This is a genomic window from Azohydromonas aeria (genome assembly GCF_009760915.1).
Lineage (GTDB): Bacteria > Pseudomonadota > Gammaproteobacteria > Burkholderiales > Burkholderiaceae_C > Azohydromonas > Azohydromonas aeria.
The window spans coordinates 110863-136226 of the sequence record NZ_VIDQ01000010.1; the positions used below are offsets into that span (position 1 = coordinate 110863).

The following is a 25364-nucleotide window of genomic DNA, read 5'->3' on the forward strand; positions in this document are numbered from 1 at the left end:
CCCGTCGGGGGGATGGGCGGGGCTAAGATTTGTCACAGGTCGGCGCCGTCCGATGCAGGAGCCCTTGAGATGCAGTTGATCGAATCCATCCTGGCCGAAGCGGCCGACATTGCCAGGCTGCGCCGGGACATCCACGCCCACCCCGAGCTGTGCTTCGAGGAGGTACGCACCGCCGACCTGGTGGCGCGCCAGCTGGAGGCCTGGGGCATCGAGGTGCACCGCCACATCGGCCGCACCGGGCTGGTGGGCGTGATCCGCAACGGCAGCTCCAGGCGCGGCGTGGGCATCCGCGCCGACATGGACGCGCTGCCGATCCAGGAGCACAACCACTTCGAGCACGCCAGCAAGCACCCCGGGAAGATGCACGCCTGCGGCCACGACGGCCACACCGCCATGCTGCTGGGCGCGGCGCAGTACCTCGCGAAGCACCGCAACTTCGACGGCAGCGTCTACCTGATCTTCCAGCCCGCGGAGGAAGGCGGCGGCGGGGCGCGCGAGATGATCCGCGACGGCCTGTTCGAGCGCTTCCCGATGGAAGCCATCTTCGGCGCGCACAACTGGCCGGGGCTGGCTGCCGGGCAGATCGCGGTCAAGACCGGGCCGGCCTTTGCCTCCAGCAACGAGTTCAAGGTCACCATCCGCGGCAAGGGCTGTCACGGCGCCATGCCGCACATGGGCACCGACCCGGTGCCGGCGGCCTGCCAGATGGTGCAGGCCTTCCAGACCATCGTCACACGCAACAAGCACCCGCTGGACACCGCCGTGATCTCGGTGACCATGATCCACACCGGCGAGGCGACCAACGTCATCCCGGAAAGCTGCGAAATGCAGGGCACGGTGCGCACCTTCACCACCGGCGTGCTGGACCTGATCGAGAACCGCATGCGCCGCATCGTGCAATCCACCGCCGAGGCTTTCGAGCTGGAGGCCGATTTCGAGTTCGAGCGCAATTACCCGCCGACCGTGAACCACGATGCCGAGGCGCATTTCATCCGCCGCGTCGGCACGGAACTCCTGGGTGCGGACAACGTCAAGGAATTCGTGGCCACGATGGGCGCCGAGGATTTCAGCTATTTCTTGCTGGAAAAGCCGGGCTGCTATTTCGTGATCGGCAACGGCGACGGTGCGCACCGCGACGGCGGCCACGGCCTGGGGCCATGCACGCTGCACAACCCGAGCTACGACTTCAACGACCAGTTGCTGCCCATCGGCGCGTCGCTGTGGGTGCGGGTGGCCGAAGCCTGGCTCAATCGCTAGACCGGCCGGACGACGCGGTTTTCAACCTGACCCCGCGGGGTGGGAGGCTTTCATGGACATGGATGTTCTGGACGGTTTCTCCCACCGCTACGCCGAGGCGCGCAAGAAATTCATGGCCGCGGCCGACGCGGCCGGGCTGGACGTGCACTCGGAAATCCACCCGCTGCTGGGCCTGGACGGCGAGACGCTGGCGCTGGACGTGGCGCGCAGCGGGCCCAAGGACGCCGAAAAACTGCTCCTGGTCAGCAGCGGCTGCCACGGCGTGGAGGGTTATGCCGGCTCCGGCGTGCAGGTGGCGCTGCTGCGCGACGCCGAATTCATGGCCTCGGCCCGCGATGCCGGCGTGGCCATATTGTTCATGCATGCGCTGAATCCCTGGGGCATGTCGTGGTTCCGGCGCGTGACGCACGAGAACATCGATTTGAACCGCAATTTCCAGGATTTTCACCGGCCGCTGCCGGAGAATCCGGCCTACGACGCGCTGCACCCGCTGCTGGTCACCAACACTTGGCCGCCCTCGCCCGAGAACGAGGCGAAATTGCAGGCCGAATTGCAGCGCTCCGGCCTGGCGGCATTGCAGCAGGCGGTGAGCGGCGGGCAGTATTCGCACCCGGAAGGCCTGTTTTTCGGCGGCCACGCCCCGAGCTGGAGCCAGCAGGCGCTGCGCCATGTATTGCGCGAGCACGCCACGCGCTGCTTGAAACTGGGCTGGGTCGATCTGCACACGGGATTGGGCCCGGCCGGCCAGGCTGAGCCGATATTTGCCGGCGACCCGCGCGACGCCGATCAGCTGGCGCGGGCCCGCGCCTGGTGGCCGGGATTGACGGTGCTGCACGACAAATCCTCCAGCTCCTCCGAGCTCACCGGCCTGATGTGGACCGTGATACCGCAGGAATGCCCGCAGGCCGAATACACCGGCATCGGACTGGAATTCGGCACCGTGCCACCGCTGCATCTGCTGCAGGTGCTGCGGGCGGATCAGTGGCTGGACAACCACCCGGAAAAGCCGCTGCGCACGCCGCAGGCGGAAGGGATTCGGCAGGCGTTGTTTGGGGGATTCTTCATTGACACACCGGAATGGAAAAAGGGGCTGGTGGAGCAGGCTTGCGCGGCGGTGAAGGCTAGCGTGAACGGATTGGCGGCCTGACACCCGGAGTCATTCATGACGGCCAGCCACACCTTGATGTTCGCCGACAGTGAAGTGGCAGCCGTAACGGCGGTAGCCACGGGTATTCATATCCGGCTGTCGGCGGCGCATGTGCTTTTCCTTGAACGACCGGATGCCGGCAACTCGACGGAAGGATTCTCGCGGGGCGTTGAGATCCTGCTGCCGGGCGCCCAATGGCCGGATGGCGCCTTGTCAGGATTCATGGGAAGGATTTCGGAAGGCCGGATTCGCGTCGGCACCGCATGGGCCGTGAAACTCCCATTTCCCTGCAGCGTCAGCGCGCCCATTCAGATCGAACTTTCCTTTGCCAACCAGTCGCATCTGGAGCTCTCGGCTGCCGGGCTGGAGTGCCGCTTCGAGGGCGAGGCGAATTTTTCGGAGTCTTTATTTTGTTGACGCCATACATTTCCGCTCATCAAATTCGGCATTGACTGTCAGCCCGTTAGCACAGGCGCCCCGCATACTACGCCGTCATTCCCGCGAAGGCGGGAATCCAGGCGGCCCTCAAGCAGCCCGACAGGCAGCGTGCAGCGCCTAACGTGCTTTGACCTTGGGTGAGCCAACTCACCGGCCACCGGCTGCTTGGGGACCGCCTGGATCCCCGCCTGCGCGGGGATGACGAAGTGGTGGGCGTGCTGTGTCAGCTTTCGGCTGGCGTCCCTTCATTTTTCCGGAACGCCAGTGCACCGGTGCGGGATGACGACGTGGCAGTAGTGACGGATTGGATTACGGCTGATGTTTATTGAAGCGTGAAAACTTCAGACTCCAATCTTTCAAACCAAACCCATTTCCCCCAGCCTCCCCCTCACCTGCCCCGCCCCCTCAAACAACACCGCCTCCCACCCAAACTCCCGCGCCGCCTGCACATTGGCCGGGTGGTCGTCGATGAAGATGGGTTTCGTGCCGGCGAGTTTGAAGCGCTCGTGCGCCAGTTCGTAGAACTCGCGCTCGGGTTTCATCCGCTTCACGCGCCCTGAAAACAGCCCGCCGTCGAAGATCCTGAAAAAGCCGTGGTGCTGCTCGATATGGTCGGCATAGGGCAGCGGCATGTTGGAGAAATAGAACTGTTTCACTCGCTGCCGGTGCAGCGCTTCCAGCAGCGCGACGCTTTCCGCCATGGGCTGCAGCTCGTCCGGCACGGCGTGCACGACGGCCAGCACCTCGGCCTCGCTCAGCCCCGTGCGCTGCGCGATGCGCCGCGCCAGCGCGGGCTCGTCGAGCCCGCCGCGGTCGAACTCGTGCCAGTCCCCGCCCTCGACGAAGAAGCGCCGGCCCAGGGCCACGGCGCTGTCCTCGTCGGGGGCGTGGCGCGGCAGCACCTGGCGCAGCAGCGCCACCGGGCGCCAGCGCAGCAGCACCGCGCCGATGTCCCAGATCACCACCCGCGGCGGCGACGTCATGCCCTGAGCTTTCGCAGCAGCCCGGCGGTGGAGGTGTCCAGCCCTGATGTGTCACCGCTCTCGAAGCGCGGCAGCAGCGCGTTGCACAGCGCCTTGCCCAGCTCCACGCCCCACTGGTCGTAGGGGTTGATGCCCCAGACCACGCCGCTGGTGAAGACGCGGTGCTCGTAGAGCGCCACCAGCGCGCCCAGGCTGCGCGGCGTGAGCCGCTCCAGCAGCAGCGTGCTGCTGGGCCGGTTGCCGGGGAAGCTGCGGTGCCGCGCCAGCACGGCGCGGTCCAGGTCGGGCGAGGCGGTCGGCGCCTTCTCGCCGATGGCCTCTTCCGCCGTCTTGCCCAGCATCAGCGCCTGCGACTGCGCCAGGCAGTTCGCCAGCAACTTCGTCTGCAAGTCCGCGTGCGGATGCGCCGGTTCGCGCACGGCGATGAACTCCACGGGGATCACGTCCGTGCCCTGGTGCAGCATCTGGAAGAAGGCGTGCTGGCCGTTGGTGCCGGGCTCGCCCCAGACCAGCGGGCTGGTGCCGAAGGGGACGGGCTCGCCATCGAGATCCACGCACTTGCCGTTGGACTCCATCTCCAGCTGCTGCAGGTAGGCCGGCAGCCGCGCCAGCCCCTGGTGGTAGGGCGCGACGCAGCGGCTCGCGAAACCGTGGAAGTCGCGGTTCCAGACCTCCAGCAGGCCCATCAGCGCGGGCAGGTTCTCCTCCAGCGGCGCGGTGGCGAAATGCCGGTCCATGGCATGCGCGCCGGCCAGCAGCTCGCGGAATCCCTGCGCGCCGATGGCGATGGCGATCGGCAGCCCGATCGCGCTCCACAGCGAGTAGCGCCCGCCGACCCAGTCCCAGAAGCCAAAGGTCTTGTCGATGCCGAAGGCGGCCGCCGCGCTGACGTTGGTGGTCGTGGCGGCGAAGTGCTTGGCCACGTCGGTGCCGCCGCTGTCCAGGAACCAGGCCCGCGCCACCTGCGCGTTGGCCATGGTTTCCTGGGTCGTGAACGTCTTGCTGGCGACGATGAACAGCGTCGTGGCCGGGTCCAGCTGCGCCAGCAGCGGCGCGATGTCGTGGCCGTCCACGTTGGAGACGAAGTGGCTGCGCAGCCCCGGCTGCGTGTAGGGCTGCAGCGCCCTGACCACCATCAGCGGCCCCAGGTCCGAGCCGCCGATGCCGATGTTGACCACGTCGGTGAAGCCGGCCGCCCTCACTCCTTCCGCGTAGGCCAGCATGCGCTCCAGCACCTCGTGCACCTCGTCGCTGAAGGGGCCCTGCCCTTTCGGCGCGCGCAGCGCGGTGTGCAGCACGGCGCGGCCCTCGGTGCTGTTGACCGGCGCGCCGGCGAAGAGCGCGTCGCGCCGCGCCTCCAGCCCCACCTCGCGCGCCAGCTCCAGCAGCAGCCGCTTCGTGGCCTCGTCCCAGCGCTGCTTGGACAGGTCGGCGAAGACTTCCGGCGCCTGGACGCTGAAACGCTCGAAGCGCTGCGGGTCGCTGGCGAAGATGTCGCGCAGGTCCAGATCGCGGCCGTGGGCCTGCCAGTGGCCGCGCAGGCCGCTCCAGGCCACGGTGCGGTCGCCGCGCACGAAGGCGGCGGCGGGGCGGTCTTCGTGCGCGGCGCGGCTCACTTGCGCAGCTCCTCGATCATGCGGTCGAGCTTGGCGGCGTCGGCCGCGAAGGCCCGGATGCCCTCGGCCAGCTTGTCGCTGGCCATGGCGTCGTCGTTGAGCGCGTAGCGGAAGGCCGGCTCGTTGAGGGTGCGGGCGTGGATCTCCATCGCCTTGGCCGCCGCCGGGTCGAGGCGGCGCGGCACCGGGCCCTCGCTGCCCTGCAGCGCGGCCAGCAGGTCGGGGCTGATGGTCAGCAGGTCGCAGCCGGCCAGGGCCAGGATCTGCCCGGCGTTGCGGAAGCTCGCGCCCATCACCTCGGTCTCGATGTCGAAGTGCTTGTAGTAGTTGTAGATCGCGGTGACGCTCTTGACGCCGGGGTCGTTCACGCCAGCGTTGGCGGCCTCGTCCCAGGACGCGCCGGCCTGCTTCTTGTACCAGTCGTAGATGCGGCCGACGAAGGGGGAGATCAGCGTCACGCCGGCGTCGCCGCAGGCCACGGCCTGGCAGAAGGAGAACAGCAGCGTCAGGTTGCAGTGGATGCCCTCGTGCTCCAGCGCCTTGGCCGCCTGGATGCCTTCCCAGGTGGCGGCGATCTTGATCAGCACCCGGTCCCGGCCCACGCCGGCGCGCTCGTACAGGCCGATGAGATGGTGCGCCCGCGCGATGGTGCAGGCGGTGTCGAAGCTCAGCCGCGCATCGACCTCGGTGCTCACGCGCCCGGGCACGACCTTCAGGATCTCCAGGCCGAAGCGCACCAGCACCTCGTCCACCACGCGTTCCAGCGGCACGCGCGGATGCGCCTTCACCACCTCCTGCAGCAGCGGCGCGTACTCCGCTTGCTGCACCGCCTTGAGGATCAGCGACGGGTTGGTGGTGGCGTCGCGCGGCGCGAACTGCGCCAGCTGCCTGAAATTGCCCGTGTCGGCGACGACGGTGGTGTGCTGCTTGAGTTGCTCGAGTTGGTTCACGGCTGAAGTCCTGCAGGTTGGGCCTGCGCTGCGGTCACACATGGTCCGGGACGCGGTGCCGGCTCCCGGGGCGGAAGGCGGTGCGCGTTGACCCTCGTAAGAAACTCTAGCATCATGAACCATGTAACTCGGTTACATGACCGGTGCGATCACAGCGGAAGGTTTTTCACGATGTCCTTTGATCTGGTCTTCTTCGGCGGCACGGGCGACCTGACCTGGCGCAAGCTCATGCCGGCGCTGCTGCAGGCTTTTCGCCACGGCAAGCTCCCGGGCGGCGGGCGCATCCTGGCCGTGGCACGCGAGGAGCGCAGCGACGACGACTACCGCGACTTCATCCGCCAGCGCTTCGACGAGGTCGATCCGGCCAAGCGGCCCAGCGACGCGGAGTTCGCCGAATTCGGGCGGATGCTGCACTACATGCAGATGGACCTGTCGCAGCCCGGCGACTACGCCAAGTTGAAACGCTGGCTCGACGAGCCTCGGGCCGAGGAAGGCCGCAGCGCCCCGGCCGACACCGTGGTGCTGTACCTGGCCACCAGCCCGCACCTGTTCACCGTGATCTGCGAGCAGCTCGGCGCCGTCGGCCTCAACGGCGAGCGCGTGCGCGTGGTGCTGGAGAAGCCCCTGGGACACGACCTCAGGAGCGCGCGCGAGATCAACGCCGTGGTGCGCTCGGTGTTCAGGGAGGCGCAGGCCTTCCGCATCGACCATTACCTCGGCAAGCCCTCGGTGCAGAACCTGTCGGCGCTGCGCTTCGGCAATGCCCTGTTCGAGCCGCTGTGGCGGCGCGAGAGCATCGCCAACATCCAGATCACGATCGCCGAGTCGCTGGGCGTGGGCACGCGCGGCGACTTCTACGACCGCACCGGCGCCCTGCGCGACATGGTCCAGAACCACGCGCTGCAGCTGCTGACCATGATCGCCATGGAGCCGCCGCCCACCGCCGACGCCTTCGCCATCCGCGACGAGAAGCTCAAGGTGCTCAAGAGCCTGAAGCCCTTCACGCCGCAGAGCGTGCAGCGCGACGTGGTGCGCGGCCAGTACCGCGCCGGCAGCGTGGACGGCAAGCCGGTGCACGGCTACCTGGAGGAAGAGAAGGTGCCCGCAGGCAGCCAATGCGAAACCTTCGTAGCGCTGCGCACCGAGGTGCAGAACTGGCGTTGGGCCGGCGTGCCCTTCTACCTGCGCACCGGCAAGCGCCTGAGCGGCCGCGACGCGCACATCGTCGTCAACTTCCGCCCGGTGCCGCACCCGATCTTCGGCGGCACGGGACAGCCCAACAAGCTCGTCATCAAGCTGCAACCCGAGGACGGGCTGGAACTGCACCTGATGGCGGCCAAGGGCGGCGTGGGCAGCGGCAGCGAGGCGCTGTCGCCCGTGTCGCTGGACCTGGACTTCGACAAGGCCTTCCCGCACCAGCGCGTGGGTGCCTACGAGCGGCTGCTGCTCGACGCCATCGCCGGGCGGCTCAACCTGTTCGTGCGCAGCGACGAGCAGGAGCAGGCCTGGGCCTGGGTCGAGCCGATCCTGCAGTCCTGGGCCCAGGACGGCAGCGGCCCGCGCCCCTATGCCGCCGGCAGCTGGGGCCCGCCCGCGGCCAGCGCGCTGGTGGCGCGCGACGGCTTCATGTGGGATGAGGAGCAATGAGGCCGCCGCGCGCAGCGCGTGCCGCGGGGTCGGCGCCATGACGGAGAGCCCGATGCTCGAGCGCATCCGCGCCAGCCTGCCCGCGCTCTCGCCCGCCGAGCAGCGCGTCGGCCAGCTGCTGCTGGAAGACGCGCGCGCCTTTGCCGAGCAGCCGGTGGCGGTGCTGGCCGAGCGCGCCCGCGTCAGCAAGCCGACCGTGGTGCGCTTTTGCCGCAGCGTGGGCTACGGCGGCCTGGCCGACTTCAAGCGCAAGCTCGCCGGCAGCGTCAACGAGGGCGTGCCCTTCGTGCACCGCGCGGTGGACGCCGGGGACAAGCCCGGCGAGCTGCTGGTCAAGGTGGTGGACAACGCCGTCGGCGCGCTGCTGGCCTTCCGCAACCAGGCCGCGCCCCAGGCCTTCGAGCGCGCGCTCGACGCGCTGGAGGCCGCCGCGCGCGCGCAGCGGCGCATCGAGTTCTACGGCGTGGGCAACTCCGGCATCGTGGCGCAGGACGCGCAACACAAGTTCTTCCGACTGGGCGTGACGGCCGCGGCCGTGCTCGACAGCCACGTGCAGGTGATGAGCGCCACCATGCTGCAGGGCGGCGACGTGGCCGTGATCATCAGCAACTCCGGCCGCAGCCGCGACCTGCTCGACGTGGCCGACATCGCGCGCCGGCGCGGCGCCACGCTGGTGCTGCTCACCGCCAGCGCCACGCCGCTGGCGCAGCTCGCCGGCAACGGCGGGCACCCGATCCTGCTGGCCGTGGACCATCCCGAGGACGCCGACCGCTACAGCCCCATGGTGTCGCGGCTGCTGCACCTGCTGGCCATCGACGTGCTCACCACCGGCCTGGCGCTGCGCCTGGGCAGCGAGACGCTGCAGCCCATGCTGCAGGAGATCAAGAAGAACCTGCGCAACCGGCGCTATGTCAACGCGCCGTGAGCAGTTGCCGGTGATGGAGTGGAGAAAGGTTGAAGGCACGGCCCGGAACGGGCCAGCCGATGCCGCGGCGGCTGCCGCGGCCGGGCGCACGGGATGCGCGCCTCGGAACGGCGCCGGACGCGGTCCGGCGCCTCCGGTTCAGGCCGCAGCCGCCGCCGCCTGCGGCTCCAGCCCGGGCAGCGCGGCGTCCACGCCGTAGAGCTGCGCCAGCTCGGCCAGGGCCGGCGGCGGGTTGGCGATGCGCAGGTCGCCGCCGGCGGCCTGCGCGCCGCGGCGCAGCTGCAGCAGCACGGCCAGCGCGGCGGTGTCGAAGTCGCGCAGCGCCGCGGCGTCGACCTGCGCCAGCGCGCCGCCGGGCAGCGCCGGCTCCAGCGCGCGCAGCGCCTGCGCGGCGGTGGCCATGGTCAGGGTGTCGGGCAGGGACAGCGGCGCGGCGGACATGGCGTGGCTCACTCGTTCACTCAGCCCTTGCCGCCGGACTTGTTGCGCTCGGCCAGACGGGCGATCAGGCCGTCGATGCCGCCGGCGGCGATCTCCTGCGCGAAGCTGCTCCTGTACTGCTCGACCATCCACACGCCGGCGACGTTGACGTCGTAGATCTTCCAGGCGTCGCCGGCCTTCTCCAGGCGGTAGTCGAGCTGCACCGGCTCGTTGCCCCCGCGCACCTCGGTGCGCACCACGACTTCGGGGTCGGCGGCGTTGCCGCGGAAGGGCTTGAGCGCGATGGTCTGGTTCTTGACCTGCGTGAGCGCGCCGGCGTAGGTGCGCACCAGCAGCGTCTTGAACTCTTCCTGCAGCCGCTGCTGCTGCTGCGGCGTGGCGGTGCGCCAGGGGCGGCCCACCACGGTGGCGGTCATGCGCTGGAAGTTCACGTGCGGCAGCACCTTGGAGTCCACCAGGGCGCGGATGCGGCCCACGTCGCCGCCCTGCACGGCCTGGTCGGACTTGATGGACTGCAGCACCTCGTCGGAGAGCTGGCGCACGAAGGCATCGGGCGCGACGGCCTGCGCGTGCAGCGCGCCGGCGAACAGGAAGGTGCCCAGGAAGGCGAAAAGGCTCAGGAGCTTTCGGATCACGGAATTCGTTCCTTCAGTTGAGGCGCGGCGCCGGTGCGGCGCCACGAAGTTCCAACGCGCGAGGGGCGGTTGCGGTTCACCGCGCCGGCGCGGGCGCCGGAGCCGGCGCCGAGGCCGGCGGCGCGACGGGGTTCAGGCTCCCTGGGGCATCCTGCGTGCCGGCACTGGCCGCGCCGGCGTCGGCCTCGTCCTCGGGGCTCGCCTCTTCGGGCGGATCGCCGTCGTAGACGAGGCTGCGCCGGCGCGTGAGGTAGGCATCGCGGATGAACTGGTACTTGTCCAGCGCGATGTCGTCCACGACCCGGCCGGCCTCCAGCAGTTCGGAGCGGCGGTGCACCACCTGCACGGTCGTGGCGGCCGCCTTGTCCGCGGTGGGGCCGAACAGCACGGCGCTGGGCGAGGTCTGCAGGTCCAGCGCGAGGCCGGCGGTGTCGCGCAGCGAGGATGCGCCCAGCAGCGGCAGCACCAGGTAGGGCCCGGAGCCGGCGCCCCAGCGGCCCAGCGTCTGGCCGAAGTCCTCGCTCTGGCGCTCCAGCCCCATCGGCGTGGCCCAGTCCACCAGGCCCAGCAGCCCGAAGGTGGTGTTGACCAGCACGCGGAAGCTCATCGAGATGCCCGCCTCGCCCTTGCCCTGCAGGAACTGGTTCAGGGCCGACCAGGCGTCGGCGAAATTGCCGATGAAGTTGCCCACCCCGGTGCGCACCGGCGAGGGCACCACGTCGCGGTAGGCCGTGGCCACGGGCTGCAGCACCGTGCGGTCCAGCGCCTCGTTGAAGCTGAAGATCGGGCGGTTGAAGCCCTCCCAAGGGTCGGCCGGCGAGCGCAGGCCCGGCCCCCGCGCCGACGTGGGCGCCGAAGCCGCCGGCGGGGCCGCTTCGGGGGACGGTTGCGCCTGCGCCAGGCTGCCGCTCAGCAGCACGGTGGCCAGCGTCAGGGAAGCGGCGTGCTTCATGGCGGGGCTCCTGTCAGGGACGGTGGCGGGACACGGGAACAGCATGCCCGATTCAGGGCTTGGCCGCCGGGGCACCGCCGCCGTTGCCGTTGCCCGTGCCGCCGCCGGCATCGGCAGCCCTGCTGAAGAGGAACTGGCCGATCAGGTTCTCCAGCACCACGGCCGACTGCGTCTGCGTGATGGTGGCGCCAGCGGCGAGCATGGCGTCCTCGGCGCCGGGCTCGATGCCCAGGTACTGGTCGCCCAGCAGGCCGGAGGTCAGGATCTTGGCCGAGGAGTCGCGCGGGAACTGCACGCCCTGGAACACCTGGAACACCACCAGGCCCTGGTAGGTCTTGGGGTCCAGCGTGATCGAGGTCACCCGCCCCACCGTCACGCCGGCGCTGCGCACCGGCGCGCGCGGCTTGAGGCCGCCGATGTTGTCGAAGCGCGCCTGTAGCGTGTAGGCCTCGCGCTCGCCGAAGGTGGCCAGGTTGGCGGCCTTGAGCGCCAGGAACAGCAGCGCCGCCAGCCCCAGCAGCACGAAGCCGCCCACCAGGATCTCGATGCTTTTCTTTGCCATGGAATGCTTGTCTTGGATTCAGGAGTCCGGGTGCGCCGTCAGGGCGTGGAGAACATCAGCGCGGTGAGGATGAAGTCCATCGCCAACACGCCCAGCGAGGAGATCACCACCGTGCGCGTGGTGGCATACGCCACGCCTTCGGGCGTCGCGGCGGTCTCGTAGCCCTGGTACAGCGCCACGAAGGTGCAGATCACGCCGAACACGATGCTCTTGACCAGGCCGTTGCCCACGTCGCGCCAGACGTCCACCCGGCCCTGCATGATCGACCAGAAGTTGCCCGAGTCGACGCCGATGAGCAGCACCGCCACGACGTAGGCGCCCAGGATGCCGATGGCCGAGAACATCGCCGCCAGCAGCGGCATGGCCACCACGCCGCCGATGAAGCGCGGCGCCAGCACGCGCGCGCGCGGGTCGATGGCCATCATCTCCATGGCCGCGAGCTGCTCGCCGGCCTTCATCAGCCCGATCTCGGCCGTCAGCGACGTGCCCGCGCGCCCGGCGAACAGCAGCGCCGCCACCACGGGACCGAGCTCGCGCACCAGCGCCAGGTTGACGATCAGGCCCAGCGACTCGGTCGCGCCGTAGGTCACCAGCGCGTAGTACATCTGCAGCGCCAGCACGAAGCCCACCGACATGCCCGAGGCCAGGATGATCAGCAGCGACAGGTTGCCGATGGCGTGCAGCTGCGCGATCACCAGCGGGAAGCGCGCCAGCGCCGCCGGCGTGGCGCGCAGCAGGTCGATGAAGAAGAAGGCCGCGTGGCCGAGCGCGCGCAGCATCAGCAGGGTGCCGGCGCCCAGCCGCGCCAGTGCGTCCAGGGGGGTCTTCATGCCGCGCTCCGCTTGCCGGCGGCGCCGGCCACGCCGAAGTCCTGCGCCAGCGCCGGCGCGGGGAAATGGAACTTCACCGGGCCGTCGGGCTCGCCGCGCACGAACTGGCGCACCTCGGGGTCGGTGGAGGCCATGACTTCCGCCGGCGTGCCCTGCGCCACGATGCGCCCGCCCGGCGCGGCCATCAGGATCACGTGGTCGCTGATGGCCATGCACTCCGGAATGTCGTGCGACACCACCAGCGAGGTCGCGCCCGTGGCGTCGTTGAGCTTGCGGATCAGGTTGGCCGCAACCCCCATGGAGATCAGGTCCAGCCCCGCGAAGGGCTCGTCGTACATGATCAGGTCCGGGTCCAGCGCGATGGCGCGCGCCAGCGCGATGCGCCGCGCCATGCCGCCCGACACCTCCGAGATGCGCAGCCGCGCCGCGCCGCGCAGGCCCACGGCGTTGAGCTTCATCAGCACGATGTCGCGGATCAGCGCCTCGGGCAGCCCGGTGTGCTCGCGCAGCGGGAAGGCCACGTTGTCGAACACGTCCAGGTCGGTGAAGAGCGCGCCGAACTGGAACAGCATGCCCATGCGCCGGCGCAGCCGCAGCAGCTGGCTTCGGTTGCGCGCGTTGACGACCTCGCCGTCGAAGCGCACCTGGCCCGACGAGGGCGCGGCGATGCCGCCGATGAGCCGCAGCAGCGTGGTCTTGCCGCAACCCGAGCCGCCCAGGATGGCCGTGACCTTGCCGCGCGGAAAGCGCAGGCTCACGTCGTTGAGGATCAGCCGACGGGCGTCATAGCCGAAGCTGACATGGTCGATCTCGATCAAGGAGTCGGGCATCAGGAAGGCACAAGATCACGCGAACCTTGCGCCCGCGCAAAAAAAGAAAGACCCGCGAGCAGAAATGCCGGCGGGTCTGGATTGTCTCATGCACGCCCGTGGGCCTTCGGGCAGCGTTGCTGCGGTGCAGCAAGCCGTAAGCCCATCCGGCGCGGACATCTGGGAGCAACAGGGCCGTGCACGCATGCACGCCCCGTTGCGCCGGCGCTTTCGTCTCAGCGCGGCAGGTCGCTGGCGCCCATCAGGAACTCGTCGACCGCGCGCGCGGCCTGGCGGCCTTCGCGGATCGCCCACACCACCAGGCTCTGGCCGCGGCGGACGTCGCCGGCGGCGAAGACCTTGGGCACGTTGGTGGCGTAGCCGCCGGTGAAGTCGGTCGTGGCGCGGGCGTTGCCGCGGCCGTCACGCTCCACGCCGAAGCCTTCGAGCAGCGTGTTGACGGGGTTGGTGAAACCCATGGCCAGCAGCACCAGGTCGGCCTTGAGCACCTGCTCGGAGCCCGGGACCTCGACCATCTTGCCGCCTTCCCACTGCAGCCGGACCGTCTTGACGCCGGTGACCTTGCCCTTCTCGCCGATGAATTCCTTGGTGGCGATGGCGAACTCGCGCTGGCAGCCTTCCTCGTGGCTGGAGGAGGTGCGCAGCTTGTACGGCCAGTAGGGCCAGGTCAGCTCCTTGTCCTCGGTCTCCGGGGGCATGGGCAGCAGCTCGAACTGCGTCACGCTCACGGCGCCGTGGCGGTTGCTGGTGCCCACGCAGTCGCTGCCGGTGTCGCCGCCGCCGATGACGACGACGTGCTTGCCGTCGGCGCGGATCTGGCCCTTGACCTTGTCGCCGGCGCAATGCTTGTTCTGCTGCGGCAGGAACTCCATGGCGAAGTGCACACCGTCGAGCTCGCGGCCCGGCACGGGCAGGTCGCGCGAGACCTCGGAGCCGGCGGCCAGCACCACGGCGTCGAACTCGGCCGTGAGCTGCTCGGGGCTGATCTTCTCCTTAGCCCAGTTGGTGACCTTGGAGCCCTTGGGCATGTCGCCGATGATGACGCCGCAACGGAAGCTCACCCCTTCCGCCTTCATCTGCTCGACGCGGCGGTCGATGTGCGACTTCTCCATCTTGAAGTCGGGGATGCCGTAGCGCAGCAGGCCGCCGACGCGGTCGTTCTTCTCGAACACCACCACGTCATGGCCGGCGCGCGCGAGCTGCTGCGCGGCGGCCAGGCCGGCCGGGCCGGAGCCCACCACCGCGACCTTCTTGCCGGTCCTGACCTTGGCCGGCTGCGGCTGCACCCAGCCTTCCATCCAGGCGCGGTCGATGATGGCGTGCTCGATCGACTTGATGCCCACGGGGTCGTCGTTCACGTTGAGCGTGCACGCCGCCTCGCACGGCGCCGGGCAGATGCGGCCTGTGAACTCGGGAAAGTTGTTGGTCGTGTGCAGGACCGTGATCGCGTTGCGCCAGTCATTGCGGTAAACGAGATCGTTGAAGTCCGGGATGATGTTGTTGACCGGGCAGCCGTTGTTGCAGAACGGCGTGCCGCAGTCCATGCAGCGCGCGCCCTGCACCTGCGCCTGCTCGGCGGTCAGGCCGATCACGAACTCCCTGTAGTTCTTCAGCCGCGTCTCGACGCCTTCGTAGCCTTCCTCGATGCGCTCGTATTCGAGGAAGCCGGTGACCTTACCCATGATGTTTCTCTACCTTCGCTGATCGTTGGCCGCCGCGCGGGAGCGCCGCCTTGCATGGCTGCGCCCGCGCGGCCCGGACGGCGCGGCCCGGCGCCCTTCTCAGGGCACCGGCCGCGGCCGGCCGCCTCTTTACTTCGCCGGGACGCTGCCCGCGGCCTTGGCCTCGGGGGCCTTGGCCTTGGCGATGGTGGCGCCGGCCTCGCGGCGCGCCGCCATCTCGCCCAGGGCGCGCTTGTACTCGTGCGGGAACACCTTGACGAACTTGGCGCGCGCGGCGGCCCAGTTGTCCAGGATCTCGCGCGCACGCAGCGAGCCGGTCCACTTGTGGTGGTCTTCCACCAGCTTCTTGAGCAGCACCTCGTCGGGCTGGCCCTTGTGGAACGAGGCCTCGCCCTGCGCGGCGCGCTGCTCCTCGGCCGGCAGCACCTTCTCCAGCGCCACCATCGCCGTGTTGCAGCGCTGGGCGAACTGGCCGTCCTCGTCGTAGACGTAGGCCAGGCCGCCGCTCATGCCCGCGGCGAAGTTGCGCCCGGTCTTGCCCAGCACGGCCACGGTGCCGCCGGTCATGTACTCGCAGCCGTGGTCGCCCGTGCCCTCCACCACCGCGGTGGCGCCCGACAGGCGCACCGCGAAGCGCTCGCCCGCGACGCCGCGGAAGAAGGCCTCGCCAGCCGTCGCGCCGTACAGCACCGTGTTGCCCACGATGATGTTCTGCGTCGCGTCGCCGCGGAACTCGATGCTGGGCCGCACCGCGATGCGCCCGCCCGACAGGCCCTTGCCGGTGTAGTCGTTGGCCTCGCCGATCAGGTAGAAGGTGATGCCCTGGGCCAGGAACGCGCCGAAGCTCTGGCCGCCGGTGCCTTCCATCTGCACGAAGATGGTCTGGTCGGGCAGGCCTTCCGGATGGTGGCGGATCACCTCGCCGGAGAGCATCGCGCCCACGGAGCGGTTGACGTTGCGCGCCTGCTCCATGAACTGCACCTTCTCGCCGCGCTCGATCGCGGGCCTGGCCTTCTCGATCAGGCGCTGGTCCAGCGCCTTTTCCAGGCCGTGGTCCTGCGTCTCGACGTGCAGGCGCGGCACCTCGGCCGGCACCGCCGGCTGGTGGAAGATGCGGCTGAAGTCCAGGCCGCGCGCCTTCCAGTGCTCGATGCCCTTCTTCATGTCGAGCAGGTCGGCGCGGCCGATCAGCTCGTCGAACTTGCGGATGCCCAGCTGCGCCATGATCTGGCGCGCCTCTTCGGCGACGAAGAAGAAGTAGTTCACCACGTGCTCGGGCTTGCCCGAGAACTTGGCGCGCAGCACCGGGTCCTGCGTGGCCACACCCACCGGGCAGGTGTTGAGGTGGCACTTGCGCATCATGATGCAGCCCTCGACCACCAGCGGCGCCGTGGCGAAGCCGAACTCGTCGGCGCCCAGCAGCGCGCCGATGACGACGTCGCGGCCGGTCTTCATCTGGCCGTCGGCCTGCACGCGCACGCGGCTGCGCAGGCGGTTGAGCACGAGGGTCTGCTGCGTCTCGGCCAGGCCCAGCTCCCACGGGGTGCCGGCGTGCTTGATCGACGACCAGGGCGAGGCGCCCGTGCCGCCGTCATGGCCGGCGATCACGACGTGGTCGGCCTTGCACTTGGCCACGCCCGCGGCGATGGTGCCCACACCCACTTCCGACACCAGCTTCACCGACACGTCGGCGCGCGGGTTGGCGTTCTTGAGGTCGTGGATCAGCTGCGCCAGGTCCTCAATCGAGTAGATGTCGTGGTGCGGCGGCGGGCTGATCAGGCCCACGCCCGGCACCGAGTAGCGCAGGAAGCCGATGTACTCGGACACCTTGCCGCCGGGCAGCTGGCCGCCCTCGCCCGGCTTGGCGCCCTGGGCCATCTTGATCTGGATCTGGTCGGCGCTGACCAGGTACTCCGTCGTCACGCCGAAGCGCCCGGAAGCCACCTGCTTGATCTTGGAGCGCAGGCTGTCGCCGGCCTTCATGGCGTAGTCGGTGACGACCACGTCCTTGCCGACCACGTCCGACACCTTGGTGCCGTCGGCGATGGGGATGCCCTTGAGCTCGTTGCGGTAGCGCGCCGGGTCCTCGCCGCCCTCGCCGGTGTTGCTCTTGCCGCCGATGCGGTTCATGGCGATGGCCAGCGTCGAGTGCGCCTCGGTGCTGATCGAGCCCAGCGACATCGCGCCGGTGGCGAAGCGCTTGACGATCTCGGCGGCGGGCTCAACCTCTTCCAGCGCGATGGCCTTGCTCGGGTCGAACTTGAACTCGAACAGGCCGCGCAGCGTCAGGTGGCGGCGCGACTGGTCGTTGATCAGCTGCGCGTATTCCTTGTACGTCTCGTACTTGCCCGAGCGCGTGGAGTGCTGCAGCTTGGCAATGGCGTCGGGCGTCCACATGTGCTCCTCGCCGCGCACGCGCCAGGCGTACTCGCCGCCGGCGTCGAGCATGGACTGCAGCAGCGGGTCGTCGCCGAAGGCGGCGCGGTGCATGCGGATGGCTTCCTCGGCGATCTGGAACACGCCGATGCCGCCCACCTGCGTGGCGGTGCCGCGGAAGTACTTGTCCACCAGCGCCTTGTCCAGGCCGATGGCCTCGAAGATCTGGGCGCCGCAGTACGACATGTACGTGCTGATGCCCATCTTGGACATGATCTTCGAGAGACCCTTGCCGATGGCCTTGATGTAGTTGTAGATGGCCTTGTCGGCGCTCAGGTTGCCCGGCAGCGACTGGTGCATCTCCACCAGCGTCTCCAGCGCCAGGTACGGGTGCACGGCCTCCGCGCCGAAGCCCGCGAGCACGGCGAAGTGGTGCACCTCGCGCGCCGAGCCGGTCTCGACCACCAGGCCGGCCGTGGTGCGCAGGCCCTCGCGCACCAGGTGCTGGTGGATGGCGGACAGCGCCAGCACCGCGGGGATCGCCACCTGCGTGCGGTCCATGCGGCGGTCGGTGATGACGAGGATGTTGTGGCCGCCCTTGATGGCGTCCACGGCCTCGGCGCACAGCGACGCGAGCTTGGCCTCGACACCCTCGTGGCCCCAGGCCAGCGGGTAGACGATGTTCAGCTCATAGGTCTTGAACTTGCCGTGCGTGCTCTTCTCGATCGAGCGCAGCCGCGCCATGTCGTCGAAGTCCAGCACCGGCTGAGACACTTCGAGCCGCATCGGCGGGTTCACCGCGTTGATGTCGAGCAGGTTCGGCTTCGGGCCGATGAAGCTGTTGAGCGACATCACGATGGCCTCGCGGATCGGGTCGATCGGCGGGTTCGTGACCTGGGCGAACAGCTGCTTGAAGTAGTTGTAGAGCGGCTTGTTCTTGTCCGAGAGCACGGCCAGCGGGCTGTCGTTGCCCATGGAGCCGGTGCCCTCCTCGCCGGCCGTGGCCATCGGCGCCATCAGGAACTTGATGTCTTCCTGCGTGTAGCCGAAGGCCTGCTGGCGGTCCAGCAGCGTCTCGGCGAACTGCGGCAGCCCGCCCTTGGCGTCGATCGAGTCGAGCTTGATGCGCACGTTCTCGATCCACTGGCGGTACGGGCGCGCGCTGGCGAACTGGTTTTTCAGCTCGGCGTCGTCGACGATGCGGCCCTGCTCGAAGTCGATCAGGAACATCTTGCCCGGCTGCAGGCGCCACTTCTTGACGATGCGGTTCTCGGCGATGGGCAGCACGCCCGACTCCGAGGCCATGACCACCAGGTCGTCGTCGGTGACGATGTAGCGCGCCGGGCGCAGGCCGTTGCGGTCGAGCGTGGCGCCGATCTGCTTGCCGTCGGTGAACACCATGGCGGCCGGGCCGTCCCAGGGCTCGATCATGGCGGCGTGGTACTCGTAGAAGGCGCGGCGGCGCTCGTCCATGAGCGTGTGCTGCTCCCAGGCCTCCGGGATCATCATCATCGCCGCGTGCGCCAGCGGGTAGCCGGCCATCGTCAGCAGCTCCAGCGCGTTGTCGAAGGTGGCCGTGTCGGACTGGCCCTCGAAGCTGATCGGGTAGAGCTTGGGCAGGTCGTCACCGAGCACCGGCGACTTCATCACGCCCTCGCGGGCGCGCATCCAGTTGAAGTTGCCCTTGACGGTGTTGATCTCGCCGTTGTGCGCGACGAAGCGGTACGGGTGCGCCAGCGGCCACTCGGGGAAGGTGTTGGTCGAGAAGCGCTGGTGCACCAGGGCCAGGGCCGACACCGTGCGCTCGTCCTGCAGGTCCAGGTAGTAGGTGCCGACCTGGTCGGCCAGCAGCAGGCCCTTGTAGATGATCGTGCGGCAGCTCATGCTGGGCACGTAGTACTCGTGGCTGTGCGTCAGCTTGAGCTTCTGGATCGCGGCGGACGCCGTCTTGCGGATCACGTACAGCTTGCGCTCAAGAGCATCGGGAACGATGAGGTCCGGACCCCGGCCGATGAAGACCTGGCGGATCACCGGCTCCTTGGCGCGCACCGTGGGGCTCATCGGCATGTCGCGGTCCACCGGCACGTCGCGCCAGCCCAGCAGCACCTGGCCCTCGACGCGGATGGCGCGCTCCATCTCCTGCTCGCACGCCAGGCGCGAGGCGTGTTCCTTGGGCAGGAAGATCATGCCCACGCCGTACTCGCCCGGCGGGGGCAGCTCGACGCCCTGCTTGGCCATCTCGGCGCGGTAGAGCTCGTCAGGGATCTGGATCAGGATGCCCGCGCCGTCGCCCATGAGCTTGTCGGCGCCGACCGCGCCGCGGTGGTCCAGGTTCTCCAGGATCTGCAGGCCCTGGCGCACGATGGCGTGCGCCTTCTGGCCCTTGATGTGGGCCACAAAGCCGACGCCGCAGGCGTCCTTCTCGTTGGTGGACTGGTACAGGCCACCCTCGGCCAGCGCCGCGATTTCGGCAGCCGTGGCAGTGTTGTTCGTCGATCCGGCAGCCGTGCTCATGGCGCTCTCCAGGGCAATCAGGGAAGACGCGGAGACTAGTCCAGGATGCCCCCCGATTCAAGCGCTATAAAACAGGGTCAGACCACATTTATTCAACGCACTTTCTCCGTGCAGAAATAAATGGGGACAGTTCAACTTGGTGCCAGGTTGCCCCAGTCGCGCACCGTCACTGGTTTCAGGCCGGCGTTGCCTTGCGCGGCCGCCCGCGCGGGCGCGGCTGCAGCGGGCGCTCGGTATGCGCGCCCAGTGCGGCGATGAAGGCCGCGTCGCCCAGCACCCAGCCCTTGAGCGTGGCATCCATGAGCGAGAGCGCCTGCGGCTCCGGGAGCCCAGCTTCCAGCCGGGCACGGTGCGCCAGCTCGCGCTCGAAGGGCGTGTTGCCGGTGGCCCAGAACAGCGGGTGGTCGGTGACCAGCGGATCGCGCCGCCGGCCCAGGTGGTGCGCGGCGCTGGACCAGCGCCAGTCGAGCGCGCTGGGCACGAGCCCCAGGCGCTGCGGCTGCACTTCCACCAGCGTCAGCAACGGCAGGAAATGGCGCTGCGGCTGCGCCACGGTGGCGCGATAGCGCCCTTCCCAGAGCGTGCCGGAGCGCCCATGGCGGCGGTTGAAGGCGGCCACGTAGCGCCGGCCCAGCGCCTGCATGGCCGCGCTCAGGCCGGTGCCGGTGTCGGGGGTGAGCAGCAGCTGCAGGCTGTCTTCGAGCAGCGCGTAGCCGTGCAGCGCCACGCCGTGCAGGCGCAGCGCCTCGCGCAGCATGTCCAGGCAGCGCTGGCGGTCGTCGTCGTCGGCGAACAGGGCCTGGCCGGCGTTGCCGCGCAGCACGAGGTGGTGCAGCTGCCCGGCCAGTGCCAGGCGGGGAAGACGGGCCATGACGGAGGCAGGGAGGTGAAAACCTTCAGCGGTTTCCAAGTAAACGCTGCGCCAGCAGCGACATGAGATCCATGCGGCAATCGCAGACGACATGCACGTACACGACGCCCTCCCGGACCTCGTAGACGATGCGGTTCATGCCTGAGATCACTTGGCGATACGGCCCCAGGTTCAGCCGCACCAGTTCATCCGGAACATGCCCCGACTGGGGCTGCCTCCGGATCAGCTCAATCGATTGCTTGAGCTTCGTGTAGCTGCTTTGCCAGACCGGCCGACCGAAGTTGACAGTGAGGTAGCGCCGCAAGTCTTTCAGGTCATGTTGCGCCGACTCCAGGAAAACGACGCGCACGCTCACGCCTCATCGTCCTTGTCCAGTTCTGCGAATACCTCGGATGCGTCGCGAAAGCGCCCCTGCTCAATTTCCTGCTGTCCAAGCGCCAGGATCTTCAACAGGGCCAGTGTCTGCTCCTGCTCTTCGAACGAGCGCACGTCCATGACGACCAGCTTGGCCTCGCCGTTTTGCGTGATCAGCAGTGGTTCACGTCGCTCGGCAAGATCCCTTGCGATTTCCGCCGCATGGCTCTTGAGATAGCTGATGGGTCGCACCTGAGTGGAGTACTTCATCGTCGGCTCCAGCGTTGAATCGGACCGATTTTGGACCTTATTCGGTCCACTTTGGACAGCAGGCCTCACAGCCCTTCGAACGCCGCCGCCCCCGTCAGCCGCGCGTGCTCGCGCAGCGCGAAACGGTCGGTCATGCCGGCGATGTAGTCGGCCACGGCGCGGTGCAGGTCAGGCCGCTGCGCGAAGTCGGCGGGCATTTCCCGCGGCCGATCCAGGTACGCCGCCACCAGCGCGCGCACCACGTCCTGCGCCTTGCCGGTCATCGCCATGACCTGTGGATGCCGGTAGAGGTGGCGCATGAGGAAGCTCTTGAGCTGGCGGCTTTCCTCGCGCATGGCCGGGCTGAAGCACACCATCGGCGGCGACTGGCGCACGTCGTCGGCGCTTTGCGGGGCGTAGTGCGCCAGCCGCGCACGCGTGGCATCGATCACGTCGTAGATCTGCTGCGACAGCATGCGGCGGATGGCTTCGAACAGCAGCCGCCGCCCGGAAAGCGTCGGGTGCTCGGCCAGTGCCGCCTCGACGAAGCGCGCGAACAGCGGCACCGCCCGCACCTGCTCGATGGTGAGCAGCCCGGAGCGCACGCCGTCGTCGATGTCGTGCGCGTTGTAGGCGATCTCGTCGGCCAGGTTGGTGAGCTGCGCCTCCAGCGAGGGCTGCGTGCCCTCGATGAAGCGCCGCGCCACGCCGCCGGGCTCCTGCGCCTCCAGCTTGCGGGCGTTGCCCGGGCTGCAGTGCTTGAGCACGCCCTCGCGCGTCTCGAACGTCAGGTTCAGGCCGTCGTGGTCCGGATAGCGCTGCTCCAGCGCGTCCACCACGCGCAGGCTCTGCAGGTTGTGCTCGAAGCCGCCGTGCCCGCGCAGCGCCTCGTTGAGCGCGTCCTGCCCGGCGTGGCCGAAGGGCGTGTGGCCCAGGTCGTGCGCCAGGGCGATGGCTTCGACCAGGTCCTCGTCGAGCCCCAGCGTGCGCGCGATGGAGCGGCCCAGCTGCGCCACCTCCAGCGAGTGCGTCAGCCGCGTGCGGTAGAGGTCGCCCTCGTGGTTGAGGAAGACCTGCGTCTTGTAGACCAGGCGCCGGAACGCCGTGCTGTGCACGATGCGGTCGCGGTCGCGCTGGAACTCGCTGCGCGTGGGCGCGGCCGGCTGCGGATGGCGCCGCCCGCGCGAGCGCTCCGGGTCGCTGGCATAGGACGCTCGCATCGGCCAGGCTCCTGAAGGAAGTCGTGTCAGGCGCTGCAGGCCCGGATCACCTCGCGCACCAGGCCTTCCGGCGCGCCGCGCTGCACCGCCTTGCCCAGGCCGTCGATCAGCACGAAGCGGATCTCCCCGGACAGCGCCTTCTTGTCCAGCCGCATCAGCGCCAGCCACTGTTCCTCAGGGAGTGCCGGCGCGCGCACCGGCAGCCCGGCGCGCTCGACCAGGCGGCGCATGCGAGCCGGGAATTCAGCCGGCACCAGGCCCAGCCGCGCCGACAGCTCGGACGCCATCACCATGCCGCAGCCCACGGCCTCGCCGTGCAGCCACTCGCCGTAGCCCAGGCCGGCCTCGATGGCGTGGCCGAAGGTGTGGCCGAAATTCAGGATCGCGCGCAGGTCGCTCTCGCGCTCGTCGGCCGCCACCACCGCCGCCTTGATCTCGCAGCTGCGCCGCACCGCGTGCGACAGCGCCGCCTTGTCCAGCGCGCGCAGCGCATCCAGGTTGGCCTCGATCCAGTCGAGGAAGGCCGGATCGGCGATCGGCCCGTACTTGATGACCTCGGCCAGCCCGGCGGAGAGCTCGCGCTGTGGCAGCGTGTCGAGCACGTCGAGGTCGCAGATGACGCGCCGCGGCTGGTAGAAGGCGCCGATCATGTTCTTGCCGCGCGGGTGGTTGATGGCGGTCTTGCCGCCCACCGAGGAGTCCACCTGCGCCAGCAGCGTCGTGGGCACCTGCACGAAGGGCACGCCGCGCATGTAGCAGGCCGCGGCGAAGCCCGCCATGTCGCCCACCACGCCGCCGCCCAGCGCATACAGCACGGTGCGGCGGTCGCACTCGTTTTCCAGCAGCGCGTCGAAGATCAGGTTGAGCGTGGCCCAGTCCTTGTGCGCCTCGCCGTCGTGCAGCGCCACCTGCAGCACGCGCTCGTGGTGCCGCGCCAGCGCCGTGTGCAGCCGCTGCGCGTACAGCGGCGCCACGGTGGTGTTGCTGACGATGAGCGCCTGCGCCGCGCGCGGCAGGCCGCTCCACGATTCGGGAGCGTCGAGCAGGCCGCAGCCGATGCGGATGTCGTAGCTGCGCTCGCCCAGGTCGATGCGCAGTTCGCGGGTGGGGACGGCATTCATTCGGGGATCCATGCAGGAAATTCTAGGCAGGGTCCGGCTCGGGGCCGTGGCGGGGGTCGATGGGCGAAGGCACGCGCGCGGCGTCCACCACGCCGGCGAGCTCCAGCTGCATCAGGATCATCTGCAGCAGCGCGGGTACCGAGGGGCGGCCGGTTTCGATCACGTAGTGCGCCGTGCGCAGGTAGACCGGGTCGCGCTCGCGGAACATGTCGCGCAGCCGCTTGAGCGGATCCTTCACTTGCAGCAGCGGGCGCGTGGTGTCGTGGCGCAGGCGGCGGAACAGGTCTTCCGGCGTGGAGCGCAGATAGATGACGTGCGAGTGCGCGCGCAGCACGCGCTGGTTGTGCTCGCGCAGCGGCGCGCCGCCGCCGGTGGCCAGCACGCAGTCGGGGCCGCGCGTGAGCCGCTCGATGGTCTGCGACTCCAGGTCGCGGAAGGCCGGCTCGCCGTGCAGCTCGAAGTAGGCGCGGATCGACATGCCGATGTGCGCCTCGATCTCGTGGTCGGAGTCGAAGAAGGGCAGGCCGAGCTGCCGGGCGAGCTGGCGGCCGACGGTGGACTTGCCACCGCCGGGCATGCCGACGAGGGAGATCAGGGGCACGGCGCGGTCCGCGAAGGGAATGCGGCGGGGAAAGGCCGCGGGCTGCGAAAAGGCGCGAGTATGACGCGCCACCACCTTGCGCCCGCTGACACGGCGGCGCCGCGGCGCCGGTCAGCGCGCGGCGGCCGTGCGCTGCGGCTCCACCACCCGCGGCGTGATGAACACCAGCAGCTCCGTCTTGTTCTCCAGCCGCACCGTGTCGCGGAACAGCGCGCCCACGCCGGGCAGGTCGCCCAGCAGCGGCACCTTGTTGACGTCCTTGCGCTCCTCCCGGGTCAGGATGCCGCCCAGCGCCACCGTGCCGCCGTCCTCCACCAGCACCTGCGTGCGCACGCGCTTGGTGTTGATGGCCGGCCCGGTGGGCGTGAGCGCGCCGCGGCTGTCCTTGCTCACCAGCACATCCAGGATCAGCTGCCCGTCGGGCGTGATCTGCGGCGTGACTTCCAGGCGCAGGCTGGCCTTCTTGAACTCGATCTGCGTGGCGCCGCTGGAGGTGCCGGACTGGTAGGGAATCTCCTCGCCCTGCTCGATCTCGGCCTTGACCTGGTCGGCCGTGACCACGCGCGGGCTGGAGACGACACGGCCGCGTCCGTCGGCCTCCAGCGCCGACAGCTCCAGGTTCAGGAAGCGGTTGGCCGAGGCGCCGTAGAGCGTGACGGCAAAGGTGGCGGCGGACGCGGCCGTGCCCAGCGCGCCGGTGTTGGCCGGCAGGTTGACGAAGCGGCTGTCGGCATAGGTGGCCGTGGCGCCCTGCCCCGTGGCCGCGCCCACCGCGTTGTAGTTGCCGCCGGGCGCGAGGAAGGTGCCGCCGCCCAGGCCGACGCCGGCGCGGTCGCCGGCGGCGCGGCGCAGGTCCGTCATGCCCAGCCGCACGCCCAGGGCGCGGCCGAAGCGGTCGTCGGCCTCGACGATGCGCGCCTCGATCAGCACCTGCCGCACCGGCACGTCGATGCGCTCGATCAGCGCCTGCACCTCCGCCAGCCGCGCCGGCACGTCGGTGACGAAGAGCTGATTCGTGCGCGGCTCGAACAGCACGCTGCCGCGTGGCGACAGCAGCCGGGTGGCCGGCGGCAGCGCGCCGCCGCCCAGGCCGCCTGCCCCGCCCGCGGCCAGCAGCGGCGCCAGCGCCGCGGCGGTGGCCGTGCCGGGCCCGCCCGGCGGCG

23 protein-coding genes are annotated in these 25364 nt (G+C 69.5%); 5 read left to right on the plus strand and 18 right to left on the minus strand.

Annotated features, from left to right (window positions below):
- Positions 1–69: 69 nt before the first annotated feature.
- The 3 genes from FJ694_RS08565 to FJ694_RS08575 are packed head-to-tail and all read left to right on the plus strand — an operon-like array spanning position 70 to position 2821.
- A complete protein-coding gene (locus tag FJ694_RS08565; protein ID WP_157266096.1) occupies positions 70–1257 on the plus strand; it encodes a M20 aminoacylase family protein in 1188 nt (395 codons plus the stop codon).
- 52 nt (positions 1258–1309) lie between these two features.
- The gene (locus FJ694_RS08570; RefSeq protein ID WP_232539955.1) at positions 1310–2404 is read left to right on the plus strand and encodes a M14 family metallopeptidase; all 1095 of its coding nucleotides are present in this window, start codon (positions 1310–1312) and stop codon (positions 2402–2404) included.
- A 15-nt stretch (positions 2405–2419) separates the two neighbouring features.
- On the plus strand, positions 2420–2821 hold the full coding sequence (locus tag FJ694_RS08575) for a hypothetical protein (RefSeq protein ID WP_157266098.1): 402 nt from the start codon (positions 2420–2422) through the stop codon (positions 2819–2821).
- Positions 2822–3198: 377 nt separating this feature from the next.
- Here the strand turns inward: FJ694_RS08575 and FJ694_RS08580 are convergent, their stop codons facing one another.
- From FJ694_RS08580 to tal, 3 genes are read right to left on the minus strand one after another with little or no spacing between them, the layout of a single operon-like run.
- Positions 3199–3825: an HAD family hydrolase gene (locus FJ694_RS08580; protein WP_157266100.1), complete on the minus strand. Its 627-nt coding sequence runs from the start codon at positions 3823–3825 to the stop codon at positions 3199–3201.
- On the minus strand, positions 3822–5441 hold the full coding sequence (gene pgi / locus FJ694_RS08585) for a glucose-6-phosphate isomerase (RefSeq protein WP_232539956.1): 1620 nt from the start codon (positions 5439–5441) through the stop codon (positions 3822–3824). Before pgi ends, FJ694_RS08580 begins: the two co-directional genes overlap by 4 nt.
- A complete protein-coding gene (tal, locus tag FJ694_RS08590) occupies positions 5438–6391 on the minus strand; it encodes a transaldolase (protein WP_232539957.1) in 954 nt (317 codons plus the stop codon). Before tal ends, pgi begins: the two co-directional genes overlap by 4 nt.
- A 171-nt stretch (positions 6392–6562) precedes the next feature.
- On the opposite strand from tal, the gene zwf reads away from it, so the two are divergent.
- Both zwf and FJ694_RS08600 read left to right on the plus strand, forming a co-directional pair.
- Positions 6563–8038: a glucose-6-phosphate dehydrogenase gene (gene zwf, locus FJ694_RS08595; RefSeq protein WP_157266104.1), complete on the plus strand. Its 1476-nt coding sequence runs from the start codon at positions 6563–6565 to the stop codon at positions 8036–8038.
- 52 nt (positions 8039–8090) lie between these two features.
- Positions 8091–8963 (plus strand): SIS domain-containing protein, encoded by an 873-nt coding sequence (locus FJ694_RS08600; protein WP_157266106.1) that lies wholly within the window; start codon positions 8091–8093, stop codon positions 8961–8963.
- 138 nt (positions 8964–9101) lie between these two features.
- On the opposite strand, the gene FJ694_RS08605 is transcribed toward FJ694_RS08600, so the two are convergent.
- The 15 genes from FJ694_RS08605 to FJ694_RS08675 all read right to left on the minus strand — a co-directional run.
- Complete coding sequence (locus tag FJ694_RS08605) at positions 9102–9404, minus strand: STAS domain-containing protein (RefSeq protein ID WP_157266108.1); 303 nt, start codon at positions 9402–9404, stop codon at positions 9102–9104.
- Positions 9405–9424: 20 nt separating this feature from the next.
- Positions 9425–10039 carry an MlaC/ttg2D family ABC transporter substrate-binding protein gene (locus FJ694_RS08610; RefSeq protein ID WP_157266110.1) on the minus strand — a complete coding sequence of 205 codons (615 nt, stop codon included), beginning with the start codon at positions 10037–10039 and terminating at the stop codon, positions 9425–9427.
- Between the two features lie 76 nt (positions 10040–10115).
- A complete protein-coding gene (locus tag FJ694_RS08615) occupies positions 10116–10991 on the minus strand; it encodes an MlaA family lipoprotein (RefSeq protein ID WP_198320768.1) in 876 nt (291 codons plus the stop codon).
- Between the two features lie 52 nt (positions 10992–11043).
- A complete protein-coding gene (gene mlaD, locus FJ694_RS08620) occupies positions 11044–11553 on the minus strand; it encodes an outer membrane lipid asymmetry maintenance protein MlaD (RefSeq protein WP_157266114.1) in 510 nt (169 codons plus the stop codon).
- Positions 11554–11591: 38 nt separating this feature from the next.
- On the minus strand, positions 11592–12383 hold the full coding sequence (mlaE, locus tag FJ694_RS08625) for a lipid asymmetry maintenance ABC transporter permease subunit MlaE (RefSeq protein WP_157266116.1): 792 nt from the start codon (positions 12381–12383) through the stop codon (positions 11592–11594).
- The gene (locus FJ694_RS08630) at positions 12380–13213 is read right to left on the minus strand and encodes an ABC transporter ATP-binding protein (RefSeq protein ID WP_157266118.1); all 834 of its coding nucleotides are present in this window, start codon (positions 13211–13213) and stop codon (positions 12380–12382) included. The genes mlaE and FJ694_RS08630 overlap by 4 nt, the downstream gene beginning before the upstream one ends.
- Positions 13214–13428: 215 nt before the next feature.
- Positions 13429–14895 carry a glutamate synthase subunit beta gene (locus tag FJ694_RS08635; RefSeq protein WP_157266120.1) on the minus strand — a complete coding sequence of 489 codons (1467 nt, stop codon included), beginning with the start codon at positions 14893–14895 and terminating at the stop codon, positions 13429–13431.
- 129 nt (positions 14896–15024) lie between these two features.
- Entirely contained in the window at positions 15025–19785 is a 4761-nt protein-coding gene (locus FJ694_RS08640; protein ID WP_157266122.1) for a glutamate synthase-related protein, read from the minus strand.
- A 175-nt stretch (positions 19786–19960) separates the two neighbouring features.
- Entirely contained in the window at positions 19961–20656 is a 696-nt protein-coding gene (locus FJ694_RS08645; RefSeq protein ID WP_157266124.1) for a transposase, read from the minus strand.
- 25 nt (positions 20657–20681) lie between these two features.
- Positions 20682–21011, minus strand: coding sequence for a type II toxin-antitoxin system RelE/ParE family toxin (locus tag FJ694_RS08650; RefSeq protein ID WP_157266126.1), 330 nt, complete (start codon positions 21009–21011; stop codon positions 20682–20684).
- Complete coding sequence (locus tag FJ694_RS08655) at positions 21008–21280, minus strand: type II toxin-antitoxin system Phd/YefM family antitoxin (protein WP_157266128.1); 273 nt, start codon at positions 21278–21280, stop codon at positions 21008–21010. Before FJ694_RS08655 ends, FJ694_RS08650 begins: the two co-directional genes overlap by 4 nt.
- 65 nt (positions 21281–21345) lie before the next feature.
- Positions 21346–22479, minus strand: coding sequence for a deoxyguanosinetriphosphate triphosphohydrolase (locus FJ694_RS08660; protein ID WP_157266130.1), 1134 nt, complete (start codon positions 22477–22479; stop codon positions 21346–21348).
- A gap of 26 nt (positions 22480–22505) precedes the next feature.
- Complete coding sequence (gene aroB, locus FJ694_RS08665) at positions 22506–23600, minus strand: 3-dehydroquinate synthase (protein ID WP_198320769.1); 1095 nt, start codon at positions 23598–23600, stop codon at positions 22506–22508.
- Positions 23601–23622: 22 nt separating this feature from the next.
- Entirely contained in the window at positions 23623–24177 is a 555-nt protein-coding gene (locus FJ694_RS08670) for a shikimate kinase (RefSeq protein WP_157266158.1), read from the minus strand.
- 135 nt (positions 24178–24312) lie between these two features.
- The coding region (locus tag FJ694_RS08675; RefSeq protein WP_157266134.1) for a type IV pilus secretin PilQ at positions 24313–25364 on the minus strand (1052 nt) is incomplete at its 5' end.